Raw genomic sequence first — 22,857 nt, forward strand, 5'->3', positions numbered from 1 at the left:
TATCGGTTTTTTTGTGGAAATACGGGCTGCTAAAAATGTAGTTTATTGGCTTATTTTTGCGCTATGGAATTTTCTTCGAAGTTGTTGGAGCAGGCCGTTAACGAAATGGCGGGTTTACCTGGAATTGGCAAACGTACCGCACTGCGGCTGGTGTTGCATTTATTGCGCAGACCCGAAGAAGAAACCACTGCTCTTACCGCAGCATTGCAGCGTTTGCGCACGGAAGTTAAGTTGTGCGAAAGTTGTCATAACATTTCCGATCAGCTGTTGTGTGAGATTTGTGCAAACCCGAAGCGCAACCACGAATTGATTTGCGTTGTAGAAGACATACGCGACGTAATGGCGATTGAAAATACGGGTCAGTTTCAAGGAATTTACCACGTTTTAGGTGGGAAAATTTCTCCGATGGATGGTGTGGGGCCGAGCCAGCTTAAAATTTCGACTTTAGTGGAAAAAGTGCGATCAGGAGCGGTATCTGAGCTCATTTTTGCCTTGAGTGCCACGATGGAAGGCGATACTACGAATTTCTACATTTACAATCAGGTTAAAAATTTCAATTTGAAAACCTCGACGATCGCTCGTGGGATTTCGGTAGGCGACCAGCTCGAATTTGCCGATGAGGTAACCTTAGGGCGCAGTATTTTACACCGCGTGCCGTTTGAAGATAGTTTGCGCAGCTAATTTTCGAGAAGAAAACCTATTTTGAATTTTATTCGTATCCTACGTAAAAGCTTCGGAGGGAATAATTTTTAATCTGTCTTATTCCTTTTATATTTGTTCGCTAAAGACTCATTCATGCGCATTTTCATAGTTTTTGTTCTGATGTTGTGTTTGCAATCGTGTATTTCTGTAAAGGATATGGTTTATCTGCAGAAGACCGACAATTCGATTGTAAACCCTGTTAATCAAATTAACGACAAGGCTTATAGGCTGCAGAGCAACGACATATTGATGATTAACATCAAGGCGGTAAATCCGGAATTGGTTGCTATTTTTCAACAAAACGATGGTAGTTCGGGCGTTGCCACGCAAAGTGAACAAGGCGTTTACTTTAATGGTTTTCCGGTAGATCAGCAGGGAAATATCCGGATACCCATAGTGGGAAATGTGAATGTTATTGGTTTGACTTTAGACGAAGCGCGTTTAAAGATTGAAAAAGAATTATTAGACAAGTATTTCACCGAGCGAGCGAATATCTTCGTGACTGTAAAGTTAGCGGGTTTACGAATTACCGTGAATGGCGAAGTGGGTTCGCCGGGAACTGTGGTGCTTTTTCAGGAAAAGGCAAATATTTTAGAAGCTTTAGCTAATGCAGGAGATATTGCTACTACCGGTGATCGCAAAAATGTTATCGTTATGCGCCAGTATCCTACAGGTATGGAGTTGCATACGATCGATTTAACAGACATCAATGCGCTGCAATCGCCGTATTTTTATTTGCAGCCTAACGATTATATTTATGTAAAGCCCTTACCTCAGAAATCGTGGGGAACTGGAAAAACAGGTATAGAATCCTTAACATCGATTTTTACTGTCTTAACGTTGTTAACAACGGTATTTATTTTAGCGCGAAATTAAAATGATAGATCAGTCCGATTTTAACTCCTCTGAATCGCAAATCAGTTTCGATTTTAAGGGATTCCTTATTAAAACGCTCAGCTACTGGAAGTGGTTTTTGCTTAGCTGGGCGATTGCTTTTACGTGGGCTTACCAAGTCAATATCCGAAAGGAGAAAATCTATGCGGTCGACACTACTATTTCTGTGAAAGAAGAAAGTAATCCTTTTTTTACGGCCAACACCAGTTTGGTTTTTAACTGGGGAGGAACTAGCGATCAGGTGCAAACCATTATTTCATTATTAAAATCGCGTTCGCACAACGAATTGGTTGTAGATGAGTTGGAATTCTACATTCAATACCTCGAGCAGGGTAAATACAATAAAATTGACGTATACGGCAGTGCACCTTTTAAAGTGAACATCGATAAAGACAAACCGCAATTAGCCGATAGAGAAATCAAGATTAAGTTTGTTGATGCTAGTTCATACGTACTAACAATACCGTTTGAAGCCAATACGGCAGGAGCATATTTGTACAGCAACAAATCTCGAACAGATGTGGCGGTGCCTCAAGGAACTTTTGTAAGGCGCTATCGCGTGGGCAGCAAAGTAGTTTTGCCCTTTTTGTCTTGGACGCTCGATATTACCGACATGTCTGGAAAGCAGGTAGGAAAGGAGTACTTTGTAAGCTTTTCGAATTTTGATGGCGTTGTGGGAAGCTATCAAGGCATTAGTGCCGAGCCGGATGCTAAAGGAGGATCAATTTTAAAATTGAGTTTGCAAGGTCACAATAAAGCGCGAATGGTAGATTATTTAAATACGACTGTTCGGATTTTAAAGGAAACACAATTAGCTGCAAAAAATCAGTTTGCAACGAATACCATTAACTTTATTGATAGTACGATGCGTGCTATGGAAGAATCGTTGCGCAAAACAACCGATGAATTAAAGAGTTTTAGTCGAGATAAAAACGTAAGCGCTTTAGAACAAGGCGGAGAAGCAATCAGCACCAAACTCACCGAATTGGATGGTGAGAAAGATCGCATTCAGCGAAAAATCGCTTATTTGAATAATTTGGCTTCTTATCTAAAAAAGAGCGTCGATTATTCGAAACTACCTTCGCCATCGGTTGTAGGCATTGAAGACCCGAATATCTTAGTAAATGTTTCGAAGCTAATAACGCTATCGACGCGGCGAGCTCAAATGCAGTTTTCCGTAAAGAGCGAGAAGTTATACAGCGATTTTGACGTGGAAATCTCGGCAATTAAAAGTGTTTTGTTAGAGAATATTATGACGGCGCGTTCGGGTTTAAATTACGATTTGAATTTGGTAAATGCGAAGTTAAATGCAGCCGAATCCGAACTAAAGCAAATACCAGAAGACAAGCAAGATTACCTAAAAATTCAGCGCAAGTTTGATTTAGGGAATGAAATTTACACCACTTTTTTGCAAAAACGAACCGAAGCCAATATTGTTAAAGCGGCAAACGTCTCGGATATTCGATTCATAGATAATGCTAAAGATGTTGGAGGCGGTTTGATTGGTCCAAAAACCAGCGTAAACTACATTCTTGCACTGTTTTTAGGTTTTATCATTCCGCTTCTTGGAGTTTTCGGATTGTTTTTCGTGAATAATTCCATTCAGAACACTGATGATGTAGCTAAACTTACGTCGATTCCCTTAATTGGTGTCATCGGAAAAAAGAAAACAGAGAGTAATTTGAGCGTATTTGAACGGCCGAAGTCGGCATTGTCGGAATCGTTCCGTGCGATACGTTCATCCTTACAATTCCTTTACAAGCGTCAGAATTTAGCAGGAGCAAAAACGCTGATGATAACTTCTTCCATAAGTGGAGAGGGAAAAACGTTTTGCTCGATAAATATTGCTACTGTTTTCGCATTGAGTGAGAAGAAAACTCTAATTGTTGGTTTGGATTTACGCAAACCTAAACTCTTTAACGATTTTAAAGTTTCGAACGACGTTGGTGCTGTTGATTACCTCGTTGGCTTAAAGTCTTTAGATGAGGTGATTCAAAAAACAAGTATTGCGCACTTGGATGTAATTCCGTCGGGGCCCAATCCGCCAAATCCGGCAGAATTAATCATGAGCGATGCGATGACCACGATGCTTGTGGAGTTGAAGTCGCGTTACGACTATATAATTTTGGATACACCTCCTGTTGGTTTAGTGTCTGATGCTTTAGAACTTTCGCCTTTAGCTGATGTTACCCTGTATGTAGTGCGCCAGAATTTCACAAAAAAAGACATGATTACGTTGCTTAACAACCGTCAGAAACGCGGAGAATTGTCGAATGTAAGTATCGTTCTCAACGGATTTGAAAGCAAAGCCAAGTACGGCTATGGTTACGGCTATAACTACGGTTATGGTTATGGTTACGGAAATTACTCGAGTGGTTACCATGAAGATGATAAGCCGGAAGGTGTTTTTGCTTGGATTCAGAACGTCATAAAGCTAATAAAATCAAAAATCAAGAAATAAGTTAAAACCTTCTTAATTTTAATAGATTATATTTGCGCTGAAAAAAAATTAAAATCCGAAATTTATGTCTACTAACCTACCAAAAATTTTGGTTACGGGTGGAGCTGGTTTTATAGGCTCCAATTTATGCGAATATTTTTTGTCTAAAGGATATTCTGTGGTTTGCCTCGATAATTTGGCAACGGGACACAAAAAAAATCTTGATGGATTTATAGAAAATCCAAATTTTGAATTTATCGAAGGCGACATAAGAAACCTCGAAGAGTGCCGAAAAGCAGTTTTAGGTTGCGAATTTGTATTGCATCAAGCCGCTCTTGGCTCGGTTCCGCGTTCAATAAACGATCCAATTACAAGTAATGATGTTAATGTAGGTGGCTTTGTAAACATGCTAGTTGCTTCGCGCGACGCCGGTGTTAAGCGATTTGTTTACGCGGCGAGCTCGTCGACTTACGGTGATTCGGAAGCGCTACCTAAAGTTGAAGATAAAATAGGTAAGCCGCTTTCTCCGTATGCAATAACTAAGTATGTAAATGAGCTTTATGCCGATATTTTTAGTAGAACTTATGGAATTGAAACCGTTGGTTTGCGGTATTTCAATGTGTTTGGTCGCCGACAAGATCCGAATGGAGCTTATGCTGCGGTGATTCCAAAGTTTGTTATGCAGTTTATGAAGCACGAAAGTCCAGTAATTAACGGCGATGGTAATTTTAGTCGCGATTTTACTTACGTAGACAATGTGGTTCAGATGAATGAATTAGCTATAACTACAAATAACCCTGAGGCTGTAAACACGGTGTATAACACAGCTTTTGGCGATAGAACAACACTCAACGATTTAGTACGTTACCTCAAGGAGGCTTTAGCAAAAAAAGACGTTAAAATAGGAAACGTTGAAGTGATTCATGGACCAAATCGGGCGGGTGATATACCTCATTCCCTCGCTAGTATCGATAAAGCAAAACAATTATTAAACTACAACCCCAAGTATTCGCTGCAACAAGGACTTGAGATCGCCGTGGATTGGTATTGGGAAAACTTAAAGTAATATGAAAATAGCAGTAATCGGATTGGGCTATGTGGGTTTACCATTAGCCAGACTTTTTGCCACGAAGTACAACGTCGTAGGATTCGACATCAATAAAGCTCGAATAGCAGAGTTAAACTCGGGAGTAGATAAAACTTTAGAAGTGGAGTCGGATTTGCTAAAGGCGGTATTAGTACCAAAGAGCCACCAAGGTCAAGGTCTTTATTGTTCGGCAGATTTAGACGATATAAAAGATTGCACCATTTTCGTAGTTACAGTTCCAACGCCCGTTGATAAAAACAATCGTCCAGACTTAACGCCGCTTTATAAATCATCTGAAACAGTAGGTAAAGTTCTGAAAAAAGGCGATATCGTAATTTACGAATCGACCGTTTATCCAGGAGTTACCGAAGACGAATGTGTTCCGGTTTTGGAACGCGTAAGTGGATTGAAATTTAATTCCGATTTTTACGCGGGTTACAGTCCGGAGCGCATAAATCCAGGTGATAAAGAGCACACGGTTGAGAAAATTCTAAAAGTTACCGCTGGCTCTACGCCAGAAGTAGGAACTATAGTCGATAATCTATACAAAAGTGTTATTGTAGCTGGAACACATTTAGCACCGACAATCAAAGTTGCCGAAGCTGCGAAAGTTATCGAGAATTCGCAACGAGATATCAATATTGCTTTTGTGAATGAATTGTCTAAGATTTTTAACTTAATGGGTATTAATACTCATGATGTTTTGGCTGCCGCTGGAACAAAATGGAACTTCCTTCCTTTTAAGCCAGGTTTGGTAGGTGGTCACTGTATCGGTGTAGATCCATACTATCTGGCTCAAAAAGCACAAGAGCTAGGATATCACCCTGAGATCATACTTGCTGGTCGTCGTTTAAACGATAGTATGGGCGAGTACGTAGCTTCTCAAGCAGTTAAGCTTATGATAAAGAATGGGATTACCGTCAATTTAGCAAAAGTGCTGATGTTGGGAGTAACCTTCAAAGAAAACTGCCCAGATGTTAGAAATACAAAAATCGTTGACGTTATCGCTGCCTTGGAAGATTACGGAATCACGGTCGACATATACGATCCGTGGGCATCGCCAGCTGAAGTAGCGCATGAGTATAATTATTCAGTTACCAACGAATTACCAAAAGGGAAATATGATGCCGTGATTTTAGGTGTTGCCCATAAAGAATTTGCTAATCTCGACCTTGAGTTATTTAAAACAGAAAAGGGCATCATTTACGATGTTAAAGGAATTCTAGGCGCTAAAGCCGACGGTTGTTTGTAATATGACTAAAATTAAAAATATCTGTTGTATCGGTGCTGGCTACGTTGGCGGTCCTACTATGGCTGTCATCGCTGCTAAATGTCCGGATATAACAGTTACGGTTGTTGATATGAATCCTGATCGAATCCAAGCTTGGAACGATCCGGACTTGTCGAAACTTCCAGTATATGAACCCGGGTTAGCTGAAATAGTTGGTGTTGCTCGAGGCAGAAATCTGTTTTTCTCTACAAGTGTAGATCAAGCCATTGATCAGGCAGAAATGATTTTCATTTCGGTAAATACACCTACAAAAACATATGGTTCTGGAAAAGGTCAGGCTGCCGATTTGAAATATATCGAGCTTTGTGCACGACAGATTGCCTCAGTTAGCAAAACAAACAAAATAGTTGTCGAGAAGTCGACGCTTCCGGTACGAACTGCCGAGGCCATAAAGAGTATTCTCGACAATACGGGAAATGGAGCGAAATTTCAAGTTTTGTCTAATCCTGAATTTCTTGCTGAAGGAACGGCGGTTACCGATTTATTGCAACCCGATCGTGTTTTGATAGGAGGAGAACAAACGCTTGAAGGAAATGCTGCTATTCAGTCATTAGTAAAGATCTATTCAAGTTGGGTGCCTGAAGATAAGATCCTCACTACCAATTTGTGGTCTTCCGAGCTTTCAAAGTTAACAGCTAATGCATTCCTAGCTCAAAGAGTTTCTTCGATAAACTCCATATCTGAGTTGTGTGAAAAAACAGGCGCTGATGTGGCCGAGGTAGCTCGCGCCATCGGTATGGATTCCCGTATCGGACCAAAATTTTTAAATGCTTCGGTCGGATTCGGTGGATCTTGTTTCCAAAAAGATATTCTAAATTTAGTCTACATCGCTCGTTCATACGGATTAACAGAAGTAGCCGATTACTGGGAACAAGTAATCATAATGAACGACCACCAAAAAAGTCGGTTTGCTCAAAAAATTGTTCGTGAATTGTACAATACCATCTCTGGTAAAAAAATTGTTTTTCTGGGATGGGCCTTTAAAAAGGACACAAATGATACTCGAGAATCGGCAGCTATTTATGTAGCAAATTTATTGCTTCAAGAACAAGCCGAGTTAGCCATATACGATCCGCAAGTATCGAAAAAACAGATTGTATCGGATTTGACTTTGTACACGGATCTAAGTGCAGAAGTAATTCAGAAGCGTGTTGAGGTTCATTCGAACACTGATACTCTATTTGATGCGGCACATGCCATCGCTGTTTTAACAGAATGGGACGAATTTAAATCGTACGAATGGAATAAAATTTATAAACAAGTGACCAAACCTGCATTTGTTTTTGACGGCAGAAATATCCTTCCAAAACAAGAATTAATCAATTTTGGTTTTAAATATTATGGAATTGGAAGCTAAGAAAAGGAACATACTAATTACCGGAGGATGCGGCTTTATCGGTTCGCATGTGGTTCGATTATTCGTGACGAAATATCCCAATTACAACATTTATAACCTAGATGCATTAACCTACGCGGGTAATCCGGCAAACTTAGCGGATATCGAAACAGCACCAAATTACAAACTAGTAGTTGCAGATATCCGAGATGCGGCAGTTTTGGAAGACTTATTTGCCGAGTTTAATTTCGATTCGGTAATCCACTTGGCAGCCGAATCGCACGTAGACCGGTCAATTACGGATCCACTGGCTTTCGTTACAACAAACGTTGTAGGTACAGTAAATCTTTTGCATACAGCGAAAAAACATTGGATTTCCGATTTTAAGGATAAGTTATTTTATCACATCAGTACTGATGAGGTTTATGGTACTTTAGGAGAAGAAGGTTTTTTTACGGAAGAAACTGCTTACGACCCAAACTCACCATATTCGGCGTCGAAGGCCAGCTCAGACCATTTTGTAAGAGCTTACGGAGAAACGTACAAGCTGCCGTTTGTAATTTCAAACTGTTCCAACAATTACGGACCAAATCAATTTCCTGAAAAGCTAATTCCACTTTTCATCCAAAATTGTCTCGACAAAAAAAGTTTACCTGTTTACGGCGACGGCAATTATACTCGTGATTGGCTTTTTGTTATAGATCATGCTGCAGCCATCGATACAATTTTTCATAAAGGGAAAGTAGGAGAAACCTATAATATAGGCGGATTTAATGAATGGAAAAACATTGATTTAGTACGCGTATTGTGCCAACAAATAGATCAAAAATTGGGCAATCCTGAAGGTACATCAGCAGAATTAATCGCTTTTGTTACAGATCGTCCCGGACATGATTTTCGTTACGCCATCGATGCTTCCAAAATAAACAAAGAATTAGGGTGGAAGCCGTCGGTAACATTTGAAGAAGGATTAAGCAAAACAATAGACTGGTATTTACAAAATAAAGAATGGTTAGAGCAGCTAAGCGCTAAGAACTGATAGATAATATCGAATCAAAATGCAAAAAATAAAAGCTATACTGGCAAAAAACTTTGAGAGCTTCGCCTATTTCTACCGCTACTTGAGGTATAGAATTTTTATTTCGATTACTCTAAGTATCGTTGTTGGTTTTCTTGATGGTTTGGGCTTGTCGATGTTTTTACCTTTATTTCAGGTGCTTGATCCAAGTGCTCCAAAAACCGAAAATGCCCTAACAGGCCCTGTGGCTTTTCTTCCTAAGTTATTAGATTATTTTTCGATTAATTTCGATATCTACTCTGTCTTAGTAATTCTTTGTGTATTCTTTTGTTTAAAAGGTGTGGCGCAATACATAAGAACTTCATACCAAGTAGTTTTACAACAAAGCTTCATCAAACAAATCAGATTAACATTAATTGCCTGCTTAAATAAGATCGGTTATAAGTATTTTGTTGGATCCGATGTTGGAAGAATTCAGAATACATTAAGCGCTGAGGTTGATAGAGTTGCAAGAGCTTATCAAACCTATTTCACCGCATTGCAGTTTAGTGTTTTTGTTTTAGTATACATGGGATTTGCATTTTTTGTAGATTTTAAGTTTGCCTTAGTAGTATCTGTTGGAGGATTACTAACAAACCTGATATACAAAAAGCTATATGCAAAAACCAAGGGCGCAAGTAGAGAGCTAACGCTGAGTAATCATTTGTTTCAAAGTCTAATCATTCAACGTGTAGCCAATTTCAAGTATTTAAAAGCAACAGGTTCCGACGAACGGTTTTCCAAGAAATTGATCAATACAACAATTGACATAGAAAAGGATAATCGCAAAATTGGAATTCTCTCAAGTATTTTAACGGCTACTCGAGAACCATTGTTGATTTTTGTGGTTGTGCTGGTTATTTTTATACAGGTAGCTGTTTTAAAAGGCGGGTTGTCTACGATTATTGTAAGCTTGATTTTTTTCTATAAAGCATTAAATGCCTTGATGTTTGTTCAAACACAAACGAATTTATTTCTTGCTGTATCGGGTTCATTGAATAATATGAGTGAATTCACAGACGAGCTCCAGTCCAATGAAGAAAAAGATGGTACAATAGTTACAACAGGAATTAATACGGGAATTCGATTTGAAAATGTATCATTTGCATACAATAACGAACGAATCATTTTAGGAAATATAAATCTAACTTTCCCTAAAAATCAAACCATCGCTTTAGTAGGAGAAAGCGGAAGTGGTAAAACAACGCTGGTAAATTTGCTTGTAGGATTAATTCAGCCCACTTCAGGAAAAATCCTTTTGGACGAACTTTCGCTTTCTGAAATTAACAAACACGCCTTTCAACAAAAAGTTGGTTACATAACACAAGACCCCGTAATTTTTAACGATACTATTTTCAATAACGTCACATTTTGGGATCCGCCAACAGAACAAAATAAAGAACGATTTTATAGAGCACTTGAACAATCTTCAGCAGCCGATTTCGTAGCGTCTTTGCCTGGAAAAGAAAATGAAATGCTCGGAAATGCAGGTATCAATCTCAGTGGCGGACAAAAACAGCGATTAAGCATTGCTAGAGAACTGTATAAAGATATCAATTTGTTGGTTTTAGATGAAGCTACATCGGCTCTCGACTCTGAAACAGAACAAAATATACAAAAAAATATTGATGCATTGAAAGGTAAATATACCGTAGTAATCATTGCACATCGCTTGTCAACAGTTCGTTCAGCAGATATCGTGTGCTTTCTAAAGAATGGAAAAATTGAAGCAACAGGCAGTTTTGAAGAGCTAACAAATACCAACGCTGATTTTCAGCGAATGGTTAAAATGCAGGAAATATAATGTCACAGCTTCGTAAACATCTAAAATTTACTTGGCGCAACAAATGGCGATATTTCAGAGCCAGCCAAAAGTTAGCCTTTTTAGGCAAGAACGTACACATTGACAAGTCTGTCGAATTTATGCGCTTTCCTCATAATATCTCCATTGGCGACGATGTGGTTATTAAAGAAGGTGCCCGAATTTGCAGCTGTAACCAATCTGCAATGATCAAAATTGGAAACCGAACCACTATCGGTTATCATAATTTCATATTCTCTTCCGAGAACATTGAAATTGGAGCAGATTGTTTGATAGCGCCATTTGTTTACATAGTAGATAGTAATCACAGTGCAGCGCGCGATCTACTGATTAATCAGCAGCCTAATGTTACCGCACCCATACAAATTGGCAATGGTGTCTGGATTGCAAGTAATGTTACAATTTTAAAAGGGGTAACAATAGGAGATGGCGCTGTGATCGCAGCAAATTCAGTAGTAAATAAAGATGTTCCTCCTTTTGAAATATGGGCAGGAACACCGGCTAAAAAAATAAGTACTCGTGAATAAATTTGGTGCAATCGTACTTTCGAGATATAACTCGTCTCGCTTGCCGGGTAAGGCTTTAATGACCATACACGGGAAAGAGGTGTTGCAAATTATTATAGAACGTTTATCAATAGTGATACCACTTGAGCGTATAGTTATTGCAACTTCTTCCGAGGCAAGTGATGATCCGATTGCAGAATTTGCAAAAGTTCGTGGTTATAATTGTTTTCGCGGAAGCTTGGACAATGTTGCACTACGTTTTTACGAAGCAGCGAAGCACTACAATTTTGAATATGCCGCCCGCATTAATGGTGATAATGTTTTTGTCGACACACTTGTTCTGAAATCGATGATTAAGCAAATTTCTCACAGCTACGATTTCATTACAAACGTTCATAAACGAACCTATCCGAAGGGGATGAGTATTGAAATTGTGAAGTTAAGTTCGTACAGAAATGCGCTAAGTGAAATTTCAACAGATAAAAAGTACTTCGAACATGTAACTTCGTACTGGTATGAACACCTTCCCGAGAACGTTTTTTTTCAGTACAATACGGAATTACCAGAAGCTGCAGGTTTGCAATTCGCATTAGACACACCGGAAGATTTTGAAAACATAAGTAGCATCTTCGATGCGTTTACAGAATCGCACATCAAGTATAATCTTGAGAGAATTTTACCTTTATATACTCAAAAATGAAACAATTAGAGCCTCGAAATAATGTTTTTGTTTTAGCGACAGAGTATCAGATTATGTTGGCATTATCGGTGATAGAAGAATTTTTTTCCGATGGTAGTTATAACAATCAGTTGGTACTGTGCGACCACCGAGGTGGAGGGGTAAATATTGCAATGCTTCCACCAAATGTTAACGCGATTCGATTAGGTTTTTCGGATCAGAATTTTAAGGAAAGAGTAAAGAACGAGATTTTTAATAAACCACTTGTCAATTTATTTACCTCGCACGCATACAGGCCTTTCGAGACTTATGTTCTTTCTCAAGTTAAAAAAGAAACAACTATACATCAAATCCAGGACGGTGCTTTGTTTTATCACAAACAAGAAGTATCATTATGGAAAGGTAGAATAAAAGAAACTTTTAATATCTACTATAAACTTTATAAGAGAGGGATTATTTTAAGAGATTTTATTTGGTTTGGTCGACACATGCACCGAAGTGGTTACATAAAAAAATTGTGGATGACTCATCCCGATTTATTTATCGATAAAGCCTGTGGAAAGACCATTCAAAAAATTAATCTTTTTCCTACCTCTAATAGCGTACGAGTTGCAAATAATTGCTTTGTAAGTGGCGATAATAGGGATTTCACAAAATTAGAAAATTGTTTGATTTACCTTGCTCCAATCATTTTAAATGAAAAATTGTTCGCTTCTGAGATTGAAGAGATTGCAAAGATTTTACATGTTCTAAAAAAAGAAAAGGTGCTCATTAAAATACACCCAGCATATCCGCAACCCGAGCGCCGAAAAATGATGGAAGCTGCCTTTGGTGATGTAGTGGTACAAAATTATGTTCCAGCTGAATTATACATCGCCAATTCGGTGAACTCATGTGTTGTTTCGACTGCTTCGACTGCGCTTTTTTATGAGCAATCTCATTGTCCGAGATTTGCCTTAAAGCATTATTATCAGCGAATTGGATTGTATGCCAAATGGAAAAATGTAAATTTACCAAAAGCGGTAAAACTCATTGACGAGATTGAAGATTTTACAAAATAAAAATTATGGGAAATTTTATCGGAAAATACGGGCCGCTTTTGATAGCAGAAATAGGAGGTAATCATGAAGGTGATTTTGAATACGCCAAACGATTGGCCAAACTAGCTATAGACAGTGGTGTTGATTATGTCAAATTTCAAGTTTATACCGGCGACACCTTAGTTTCTCAAGTTGAAAGTCCAGATAGAAATAAGCACTTTAAGAAATTTGAGCTGTCGCAAGAACAACATATAGAGCTGGCAGAAATGGTTTTGGCGGCAGGGGTCAAATATACCTCGTCTGTATGGGATTTAGATGCCATGGTTTGGCTCGACAAGTATATTTCTTTATATAAAATAGGTAGTGGCGATCTAACCGCTTACCCAGTTTTAAGAAAAACGGCGGAACTAGGCAAGCCTATAATAATCTCAACCGGATTGTCAACCGAAGCAGAAGTGCTAGAGGCTGTTTCTTTTATTCAAAGTGTGAATGACATTTACAGAGATCCAAACTACTTGGCGGTACTTCAATGTACAAGTATGTATCCGATACCCAACGCAGATGCTAACTTAAGCGTAATGTCTCGATTGAAAGAACTTACAGGTCTTACCATAGGCTACTCGGATCATACCGAAGGTTCAAAAGCTTTGATGTATAGTGTTGCTATGGGAGCTGAAGTTTTAGAATTCCACTTTACCGATTCTAGAGAAGGAAAGGTGTTTAGAGACCACAAAGTTTCTTTGACAAATCCAGAAATCAAGGAGTTAATTGCCGAAATTCAAGAAATTAATAGCTTGAAGGGCTCATGCACTAAACAGCCTGTAGCTATTGAAATCGAAAACGGACACGTACAGAGCTTCAGACGAGCCGTTTATCCCGCTAGAGATATTGAGGCAGGAGAAATATTTACTACAGAGAATTTAACAGTACTCCGTCCGAACGCGGGTATAGATGCTAGAGATTATGAAAAGCTGCTCGGAAAATCTAGTGCTACTTCACTTAAAAAACATCAAAAATTAGATTGGAATCTGATCTCTTAATACGGGCAAAAGTAAATCAGGAAAGGTCTAACAAAGGCTTGAAACTGATTTTTCTAATCTGGCCATTTTTAGCCGGCTGTGTAGCTGTGCGAAATTTCGGCTTGAAAAGTAGCCGGAAAATTTTACTCTTTGTTTTTACGTATTTTGGATACACCATTAATTTTGCAAGAGAATCAATGGACGGATTTGCTCATAAAGAGAAATTCGAGCTCTTTGCAAAATTAGATTCGAGTAGCTTTTTTGCTTTAATTCAAACCATTTTACTACGAAAATCTAATTCGGGCGAACTCGACCTTTATTCGGTTGTGGTAAACTTTTTAGTATCCCGCTTTACGGATTCCTACCAGGTCATGTTTATGGTTCATTCCTTTGTCTTTTCTTACTTTATGTTGAAAGTAATTGAAGTCATTTTTGATGATGTTGAAGGAATCAAATCGTTTAACGTTAAAGTTTTTTTTATTCTCTTGTGGTTCTTGATTCCAATCAATAACGTTCAAGCCATCCGTTTTCCAATTGCATCCTGGATTTATATCTATGGCGTTATCATGTATTTAAAATCAGAGAATAAACGATTTTTACTCTTTTGCTTCTTGTCATGTCTTGTTCATTTTAGCTTCGCTTTAGCAACAGTAATTGTTTTAGCTTACAGTTTTTTAGGGAATCGCAATCTTGTGTACTTATCTTTCTTAGCACTTTCTTTTATCTTGCCAAATTTATTCTACAGTTTTTTGAGTAATTTCGATAGTTCCCAGTTAGGTGAAGGAGTAGAAGATAAAATTCAAGGTTATTCTAGAGAAGATTATATCAAAATGAGAAATCAGAATCTAGAAAATCGAAATTGGTATTCCAGATTAAGAATACCATTTCTTCAATATGGATTTTATGCCGCGCTGGTCTACAACGTCTTTTTTAAAAGATACAGCGTGAAGTCGGATAAGTTTCAAGACAATCTGGTTTCTTTTATGATTTTATTTTTGGCCTTTATCCAATTCGGATTCGCATTCGACTCGCTAGGCAGGAGGTTTCTTATTATATGGTTTGTATTTGCTGCGATTTATTTTATAAGAAGTTATAGTATAAACGAGAGTAAAGAATTAAAGTTGCCTACAGCAATTTTACTGTTTCCAGTAACTCTCTGGGTAATTGTACAATTTCGAGTATCTCTAGATGTAAGCACCTGGATGTTTTACCTTGGAAATCCCATTGTTGCAACGTTTGTTAAACTTGAAACTATTTTAAATTAAAAGGTATGCTTCCAAATAAAAATCCCTTAATCACGGTTTATGTTACTAATTACAATTACGGACGTTTTATTGTTGCCTGTATTGAGAGTTTGTTACACCAAACCTGTCAGGATTTTGAAGTTATAATCATTGACGATGGATCAACTGATAATTCTAAAGAAATCATTGAATCTTACAGACATGTTGAGAAAGTCTCCATCATCTACCAACAGAATAAAGGTCTGAACATTACCAATAATATCGCCATGCGCGCCGCTCAAGGAAAATACATAATGCGCTTAGATGCCGACGATTTTCTGGAGCCCAACGCACTGGAACTCATGTCGTCGAAATTGGAACAAGATGATAAATTAGGATTAGTTTTTCCTGACTATTATTACGTGGATCGAGATGGAAATAGAATAGGAGAAGAAAAGCGACACAATTTCGATGAGAATGTGTCACTTTACGATCAACCAGCCCATGGCGCTTGCACGATGATCCGATTGGAATATTTACGCAAGCTGGGCGGTTACAACGAATCGTTTACCTGCCAAGATGGCTACGATTTGTGGATAAAATTCATTACACATTATCCTGTTTCTAATATTCGAATTCCACTCTTTTCCTATCGTCAGCATGGAAATAATCTGACTTCTAACGAATTGAGAATCCTTTCAACTAGACAAAAAATCAAGGATTTACATATTGAAACTTTTGGTGTGGAATTACCAACAACAATAGCAATTATTCCCCTCCGCCGTACTTTAATTGCAGGTGTAGATTGGTTGCTTTTTTCAATAAATAAAGATGAAACTGTTTTAAGTAGGCTTTTACAAACAGTCGCCGCATCCAAAAAAGTAGAAAAGTTTATCGTAACAACATCCGATATTGAATTGATACAATATTGTAGAAAGTTCGAAACGGTTTTTTCAAATTTACTTGTGGTGGAGCGGCCTTCAGCTTTTGAAGAATTACACGAAACACTTTCTAAAACGATACACCTAGTTTTAAACCAGCAAGAAATTATCGATTTAAATCCGACAGCTATCTTAACAATAGCAGCCGACTTTCCCTTTCTAACTACTGAAATTATTGATGATGCAATAAATACATTGTCGATTTTTCAAGCTGATTCGCTTTTAAGTGTTCGTCCAGATAATAGAATGTACTACCAACACACGGGTCACGGAATGCAACCGCTTTTAGATCAGTATAAATTTACAAAACTAGAACGTGAAGCACTTTATTCGGGTATGGGAGGAATTGTAGCCGCGACCGTTGATAGCTTTAAAAAGAGCGATCGAATGGTTGCAGGTAAAGTCGGACATATCGTTGTCGATCAAAAAGCAGCTCTTGGCGTTTTTTCTCCTTTTGACCTAGAAGTTTTTAAAGCCTTAATTCAGTAATTATGTGTGGAATTTACGCAACAAATAAAATAATAAGTAAAGAAGACGCACTCGAAAAATTAGAGACTATTCGATTTCGAGGTCCAGATAACTTATCTGTTGAGAAGTCTAAAGAAGTGACTTTTGGGCATTTAAGATTATCAATTATTGATACCGACGAAAGATCTAATCAGCCCTTCAACTACGAAAATTATACAATTGTTTTTAATGGTGAAATCTATAATTTCGAAGATATTCGAAAAGAACTACTAGAACTAGGATATACTTTTAAAACTTCATCAGACACTGAAGTTCTGATAATTGGATATGCACATTGGGGGCATTTAGTACTACAAAAACTCAACGGAATGTTTGCTTTTGTTGTTTATGATTCCAACAAGAATGAACTTTTTGGCGCACGAGATCGATTGGGAGTCAAGCCTTTTTTCTATTCGTGGGACGGGCAGTTCTTTGAAATCTGTAGCCAATTGAGACCAATGCTCACCCAAGATAGCAAGATTTCAAATAGTGCCGTGTCGGCTTACTTACAAGCAGGATACGTTCCCACCCCAATGTCGATTATAGAAGGTATCAAAAAGCTGGAAGCCGGCTCATATTTTATCCTAAACTTAAATTCTAAAAAGTTCGAGATTGAAAAATACTGGGATTTAACAAAGGTTCAAGAAAGAAATATTTCGTACGATCAGGCACTCAATGAACTTGAAACCCTCTTGGAAGATGCTGTTCGTATTAGGCTACGTTCAGACGTTCCCATCGGAACATTTCTCTCTGGCGGTATAGATTCTGCCCTTGTTACTGCCCTCGCATCGAAAATTTCAGACGACCCCATTTCAACTTTTACAATCGGATTTACAGATGGCAAGTTTGATGAAAGTAAAGTAGCTGAACAATACGCAGCTATTCTTAAAACCAATCATACCACCACGATCATTTCCCCAGACAGTGTTTTTGATCAAATCGAAAAACTGATTTATGTCTACGATGAGCCTTTTAACGACAGCTCTGCCATACCTAGTTTATTACTTAATAAAGTAACCAAACAATACGTAACCGTTGCTTTGTCGGGCGATGGAGGAGATGAGAGCTTTTTAGGCTATCGACATTTTGATCTAGTAAATCGATTCCAAAAAATAAGCGTTATTCCTAGTTTTATCCGTAGAATCATTGCAAGTATTTTACCTTGGCACAAGATATTTAAAACACGACCCGAAACCATGCGCTTTGTAATCGGGGCAAACACTACTAATGCACTTGCTGAAGGCATTTTCCTAGGCTACGAATCACTTCAGAAGAAAAACGATAACAGCTGGCTTGATCATTACAGAAAGTACTTTTTACTCGCTAAAAATCCATTCCAACGAGTAGCCGATTTTGGCATTAAACTTTGGTTAGAAAATGATAGTAATGTAAAAGTAGATCGCGCAAGTATGGCATATTCAGTTGAAGTTAGAAGCCCATTCTTAGATTACCGCGTAATCGAATTTGCACGAAAACTTCCCGTTAGTTACCGCTACTCAAAACAAGTGAAGAAAAAGATGTTGCGAGATCTATTGAAAAAACACATTCCAGAAGAAGTTTTTAATCAACCCAAAAAGGGTTTCTCAATGCCTATCGGCAAATTTCTCAGAGGTCCTTTCAAAGATGAAATTTATAGTACACTTACCGATGAATACTTAAATTCTGTCCACAACCTAAACGTGTCAAGATTTAAATGGGAGTTAGAACAGCACATGAAGGGAACTTACGACTTCTCTTATAATATTTGGAAACTTTATTTGTTGGCGAGGTGGCAAAAACAATTTAACCTTAATTTTTAGTGAAAGACCTATTAAAATCATACTACTTTAACCTACAGGGCTGGAAAACATCTAGGAAAATTCTAGTGATTGAATCAGACGATTGGGGAGCTGAACGTTTAGCAAGCAAACAGATTTCCGAGGAGCTAATTCGAAACAAATGGGTATCTAACACCAATTATAATTGCCTAGACACGCTCGAATCAGCTCAGGACTACTACGCGATGATAGAGGTTCTTAGCTCAGTGAAGGATGTTCATTCTAATCATGCTGTTTTAACGGCTAATTATGTTGTTTCGAATCCCGACTACGATAAGATTGCAAGAAACAAATCCACTACATATTACTATTTGCCATTTACTGAATGTTACGAAAAAGTAAAAGGCTCAGAAAATACGCAAACAGCTATGCAGCAAGCAATAGATAATAAGCTGTTTGTCCCTCAATTTCACGGACGCGAACATTTGCAAACATACCTTTGGATTAAGAATTTAGGACAATCCAAAGTCCTACAAGCAGGTTTCGAAAGAAATTTCTTTTCCTTTAGTAGGGGCGAAGCCGGACCTTTGAGTTATTTGTCGGCTTTTGACTATGAAACTGAAGAACAACGTGTTGATCTACTTCAACGAATTCAGGATGGTTGTAGGTTGTTCCAAAGTACATTTGGCTTTTTCCCTGAAACGATTATTGCTCCAGAAAACACGTATAACTCAAGCTTGTTGTTTGATTTTGAGAAGATGGGATTCAAAGGGATTCAAGGTTCGAGAATGCAAAAGCAAACTCAAATCTCCAATCAAAATTTACCAAATCTACCGCGTAAACTGGGTGCGTATTCACAACAAAATCTTGTTAGCTTGGTTCGGAATGTAACTTTTGAACCCTCTGCTAGTAACAAAGATTTTGTTTCTAAAGCGTTGGGAGAAATTGCAGTTGCATTTATGTTTAATAAGCCTGCTGTCATTTGCTCACACCGAGTTAATTACGTGGGTGGCATCTCCGAAATAAATAGAAATAACAGTTTGACTCAACTTCGTGAATTATTAAAGCAAGTTGTTAAGAAGTGGCCAACTGTTGAGTTCATGAGCTCCGCACAATTATCTCGTTGTATTGAAGAGAATTAGGTAAAGATGAACGCGATTAATATAACAATAAACACGTGTTCTATTAACAAATAACAGCGGCTTTAAGTAGAAGGCCGATAGGAAATTAATAGTTTTACGATTATTTAGGATCATGGAGAAAATTTTCGTCACCGGTGCAGCCGGTTTCATAGGATACCACCTTTGCAAGACACTTCTCGATAGAGGTTTTCATGTGGTTGGATTGGATAATTGTAACGATTATTATACACCGAAATTGAAATACAGTCGACTTGAGGAGCTAGGTATTTTAAATGCCGAGCACGTAAAGTTCGATCAAGCGCAACCTTCTACCAAATTCCCTGAATTCGAATTTTACAAAAGTGATATTACCAATCAAAAGATACTTTACGACATATTCGAAAAATATCGGTTTAAAAAAGTTATTCACCTTGCTGCGCAAGCTGGTGTTCGGTATTCAATCGATAATCCATCCGCATATTATCAGTCAAATATCATCGGTTTTGGGAACATATTAGAAGTTTCAGCCCGATTTGGAGTTGAAAAGTTAATTTATGCTTCTAGCTCTTCAATCTACGGAAATCAGAAAAAGGTACCTTTTGCAGAATCAGATGCCGTTGATAAGCCCATAAGCGTTTATGCGGCAACAAAGAAAAGCAATGAGTTAATGGCCCATGTATACTCGAATTTGTACAGAATGGAAACCATAGGACTTCGTTTTTTTACAGTTTATGGCCCTTGGGGCAGACCCGACATGGCTCCTTATCTCTTTACGGATGCCATACTCCACAATAAGCCGATACAGGTTTTTAATAACGGAGATCTAAAGCGCGATTTTACTTACATCGATGATATTGTGTCGGGAATAATTTCTGTAAGCTTATCTAATTATAAATCAGGAAATTACGAAATTTTAAATATTGGAAACAATCAACCCGAACAGTTACTCGATTTTATTTCCTATTTAGAAAGCGCTATTGGGAAAAAAGCAATAAAAGATTTTCTTCCCATGCAGCCTGGCGATGTTTATCAAACTTTTGCCGACCTGAGTGAAATTGAATTGAAATACGGTTACAAGCCCGTAACTCGACTGAAAGAAGGCATTCCTAAATTTGTAGATTGGTTTGTTTCATACTATAATCCAGCAAAATGATGAAAAAAAAGAAATGTGTTTTTCTAGTGTCATCGCTTGATGCTGGTGGTGCTGAAACGTATTTGTTACGGTTTCTCGCTTTCTCGGAATCTACAATCGATCCCATTGTTATTACAAAGGCGGGTAAAAAAGGAGCGCTATTGTCAGAATATGAAAAATACACTTCAAAAATCCTAACAGTTAATTCTGGCTATTTAAGTCTTATCGCTTGGTTTGAGCTATTTAAAATAATTAAGAAGGAAAAGCCCTCTTCTATATGCGACTTTACCGGCAATTTCGCGGGAATTCCATTGTTGATCGGAAGGCTCTTAAAAGTCCCCACTAGAATTGCTTTTTATAGAAGATCAAGCAATGCATTTAAGGAAACAGTGTTCAATCTTGCGTACAATTCGCTTATGAATAGATTGGTATTATATTCAGCTACTCGAATTTTAGCAAATTCTTGTGCAGGTCTAAGTTTTTTCTTTAAAGAAAAGCAGAATGATTCACGAATGCAAGTAATTCGAAATGGTATTGATATTGAACTATTCAAAGCTCGGGCTACGAAAGAAGAACTCAGAGCACATTTTCAAATTCGAAGTGATTGTTTTGTTATAGGCCATACTGGAAGACTTAACAGTGCAAAAAACCATGAAACACTTATTGCAGTAGCCGCAGAGTTGAAAAAAGCAGGTTTCGATTTTCAGCTTGTGTTGTGTGGAAAAGATACAGATAAGCTTCTAGATAATTTACCTGATTCACTCACTAAATCTGATGTTATTAGTCTAGGATATCAAACCGTTATCCCAGACGTCTTAAAAACTTTCGATTTTTACTTTTTTCCTTCTGTGACCGAAGGCATGCCCAACGCTTTAATGGAAGCTATGGTCTCCGGACTTCCTTTTGTAGCTTCAAATATCGCTTCAATTAAAGAGATTGTTCCTGTCCAAAATCACAGTCAACTTTTTGAACCAACTGACGTACAGGCTTTTTCTACTTTTTTTAAGGGTATTTTCCTAAACAATGACAGTATTCAAAGTATGAGCTGTGAAAGCTTTGCTAAAGAGCAATATAATAACGAATTGCAGTTTTCTGCTTTTCTTAGAGAAATTTAGATGGACTTAATTTTTGCAACGAACGCCCGTTTTACAAAAACTCCCGATGGTAAGATATATGGGTATCATACCGCGCTAAATCGCAAAACTTTCGAACACTACCTTTTGAAGTTCGATAATATAAAGATCATCGCAAGAGTTGAAAGGCACAAGGATGAAGTTCTAGATGATTCTATTCGTGTTGATTCGGATCGAATTTCAATTCTTGAAGTACCATATTTCATTGGTCCTTCGCAGTACTTGAAAAAAGCCAAAGCGGTGCGATCTGCGATTCGGAGTTTTATATCAAATGACGACGCGCTAATCTGCAGAGTGCCAGGAACTCTTGGTAGAATTGCAGCTTACGAAGCTATGAAGATAAAGAGAAAATATGGTGTGGAAGTCGCGGCTGATCCGTATGATGTTTTTGCACCGGGTTCTTTCAAGCATCCATTACGACGATTTTTGAGAATCATCGGAACATACCAGCTTAGAAAAGTCGTTAAGAATGCTTCAGCTGCTATATATGTTACGAAATACCAATTACAAAAACGGTATCCTGTTTCTTCAGGAATATTTCAAACGTATGCTTCCAATGTAATTTTAAAGTCAGAGTTTTTGGCTCATGCGCCTAAAAGTTTTACGAAAAAGACAATCTATGACTTAATTAGTGTAGGTAGTTTAGATCAGCTGTACAAGGCTCCTGATGTGCTTATTCAGGCTGTAGAGATCATCAATAACAAAGGATTGGATTTTAAAGTCCGCTTAACTTTTTTAGGAAGTGGAAAATACAGAAATTCACTTATTAGTGCTAAAAACTCCGGTTCTTCATCAGACCTTATAGATTTTCCTGGTGCCGTTAAACCCTTTTCTAAAGTAGTTGAGTATTTGGATAATGCTGACTTGTTCTTACTTGTTTCAAGAACCGAAGGCTTACCACGAGCTCTTGTAGAGGGAATGGGAAGGGGCTTGCCTGCAATTGGTACTCTAATTGGTGGGATACCCGAATTACTAGAAGAGCGGGTGTTGGTGCCCATAAATAATCCAACAGAAGTTGCAAACAAGGTTATCTCTATTCTTCAAAGCCCAGATTTATACAATAAACTGGCCGAAAGAAATTTGGAGTTTTCAAAGGATTTTGTTTGGGATAAACTAAATGAACGGCGATTTAGATTCTACGACGAGGTTATAAATTTTAAATCAAATTAG

The 22,857-nt window shown here is 37.9% G+C and carries 19 protein-coding genes; all 19 read left to right on the forward strand.

The features are described 5' to 3' along the window. Positions 1–63 precede the first annotated feature (63 nt). The 19 genes from recR (at position 64) to Q0064_RS12725 (ending at position 22,857) form a co-directional block, all read left to right on the forward strand. Positions 64–681 (forward strand): recombination mediator RecR, encoded by a 618-nt coding sequence (gene recR / locus Q0064_RS12635; protein ID WP_298148578.1) that lies wholly within the window; start codon positions 64–66, stop codon positions 679–681. Positions 682–795: 114 nt separating this feature from the next. Beyond that, positions 796–1,578: a polysaccharide biosynthesis/export family protein gene (locus Q0064_RS12640; protein ID WP_298148579.1), complete on the forward strand. Its 783-nt coding sequence runs from the start codon at positions 796–798 to the stop codon at positions 1,576–1,578. Between the two features lies 1 nt (position 1,579). Further along, the gene (locus Q0064_RS12645; protein ID WP_298148580.1) at positions 1,580–4,057 is read left to right on the forward strand and encodes a tyrosine-protein kinase domain-containing protein; all 2,478 of its coding nucleotides are present in this window, start codon (positions 1,580–1,582) and stop codon (positions 4,055–4,057) included. A gap of 64 nt (positions 4,058–4,121) precedes the next feature. Next, positions 4,122–5,102 (forward strand): SDR family oxidoreductase, encoded by a 981-nt coding sequence (locus Q0064_RS12650; RefSeq protein WP_298148581.1) that lies wholly within the window; start codon positions 4,122–4,124, stop codon positions 5,100–5,102. Between the two features lies 1 nt (position 5,103). After that, on the forward strand, positions 5,104–6,375 hold the full coding sequence (locus Q0064_RS12655) for a nucleotide sugar dehydrogenase (protein ID WP_298148582.1): 1,272 nt from the start codon (positions 5,104–5,106) through the stop codon (positions 6,373–6,375). A 1-nt stretch (position 6,376) separates the two neighbouring features. Next, complete coding sequence (locus Q0064_RS12660) at positions 6,377–7,771, forward strand: nucleotide sugar dehydrogenase (RefSeq protein ID WP_298148583.1); 1,395 nt, start codon at positions 6,377–6,379, stop codon at positions 7,769–7,771. Beyond that, positions 7,761–8,789, forward strand: a complete 1,029-nt coding sequence (rfbB, locus tag Q0064_RS12665) for a dTDP-glucose 4,6-dehydratase (RefSeq protein WP_298148584.1) — start codon at positions 7,761–7,763, stop codon at positions 8,787–8,789. The genes Q0064_RS12660 and rfbB overlap by 11 nt, the downstream gene beginning before the upstream one ends. A gap of 19 nt (positions 8,790–8,808) precedes the next feature. Continuing rightward, positions 8,809–10,611, forward strand: a complete 1,803-nt coding sequence (locus Q0064_RS12670; protein WP_298148585.1) for an ABC transporter ATP-binding protein — start codon at positions 8,809–8,811, stop codon at positions 10,609–10,611. Then, positions 10,611–11,156: an acyltransferase gene (locus Q0064_RS12675; protein WP_298148586.1), complete on the forward strand. Its 546-nt coding sequence runs from the start codon at positions 10,611–10,613 to the stop codon at positions 11,154–11,156. The genes Q0064_RS12670 and Q0064_RS12675 overlap by 1 nt, the downstream gene beginning before the upstream one ends. Then, positions 11,149–11,835 (forward strand): hypothetical protein, encoded by a 687-nt coding sequence (locus Q0064_RS12680; protein ID WP_298148587.1) that lies wholly within the window; start codon positions 11,149–11,151, stop codon positions 11,833–11,835. Before Q0064_RS12675 ends, Q0064_RS12680 begins: the two co-directional genes overlap by 8 nt. Next, positions 11,832–12,875: a polysialyltransferase family glycosyltransferase gene (locus tag Q0064_RS12685; protein WP_298148588.1), complete on the forward strand. Its 1,044-nt coding sequence runs from the start codon at positions 11,832–11,834 to the stop codon at positions 12,873–12,875. The genes Q0064_RS12680 and Q0064_RS12685 overlap by 4 nt, the downstream gene beginning before the upstream one ends. Before the next feature lie 5 nt (positions 12,876–12,880). Continuing rightward, complete coding sequence (locus tag Q0064_RS12690; RefSeq protein ID WP_298148589.1) at positions 12,881–13,894, forward strand: N-acetylneuraminate synthase family protein; 1,014 nt, start codon at positions 12,881–12,883, stop codon at positions 13,892–13,894. A gap of 86 nt (positions 13,895–13,980) precedes the next feature. Then, entirely contained in the window at positions 13,981–15,138 is a 1,158-nt protein-coding gene (locus Q0064_RS12695; protein ID WP_298148615.1) for an EpsG family protein, read from the forward strand. A 5-nt stretch (positions 15,139–15,143) separates the two neighbouring features. Beyond that, positions 15,144–16,526 (forward strand): glycosyltransferase, encoded by a 1,383-nt coding sequence (locus Q0064_RS12700; RefSeq protein ID WP_298148590.1) that lies wholly within the window; start codon positions 15,144–15,146, stop codon positions 16,524–16,526. A gap of 2 nt (positions 16,527–16,528) precedes the next feature. Further along, positions 16,529–18,343 (forward strand): asparagine synthase (glutamine-hydrolyzing), encoded by a 1,815-nt coding sequence (gene asnB / locus Q0064_RS12705; RefSeq protein WP_298148591.1) that lies wholly within the window; start codon positions 16,529–16,531, stop codon positions 18,341–18,343. Continuing rightward, positions 18,343–19,443 (forward strand): hypothetical protein, encoded by a 1,101-nt coding sequence (locus Q0064_RS12710; RefSeq protein ID WP_298148592.1) that lies wholly within the window; start codon positions 18,343–18,345, stop codon positions 19,441–19,443. Before asnB ends, Q0064_RS12710 begins: the two co-directional genes overlap by 1 nt. A gap of 112 nt (positions 19,444–19,555) precedes the next feature. Beyond that, entirely contained in the window at positions 19,556–20,575 is a 1,020-nt protein-coding gene (locus Q0064_RS12715; RefSeq protein ID WP_298148593.1) for an NAD-dependent epimerase/dehydratase family protein, read from the forward strand. Beyond that, a complete protein-coding gene (locus tag Q0064_RS12720; RefSeq protein ID WP_298148594.1) occupies positions 20,575–21,669 on the forward strand; it encodes a glycosyltransferase in 1,095 nt (364 codons plus the stop codon). The genes Q0064_RS12715 and Q0064_RS12720 overlap by 1 nt, the downstream gene beginning before the upstream one ends. After that, positions 21,670–22,857, forward strand: a complete 1,188-nt coding sequence (locus Q0064_RS12725) for a glycosyltransferase family 4 protein (protein WP_298148595.1) — start codon at positions 21,670–21,672, stop codon at positions 22,855–22,857.

It is taken from the genome of Flavobacterium sp. (genome assembly GCF_027490375.1).
Lineage (GTDB): Bacteria > Bacteroidota > Bacteroidia > Flavobacteriales > Flavobacteriaceae > Flavobacterium.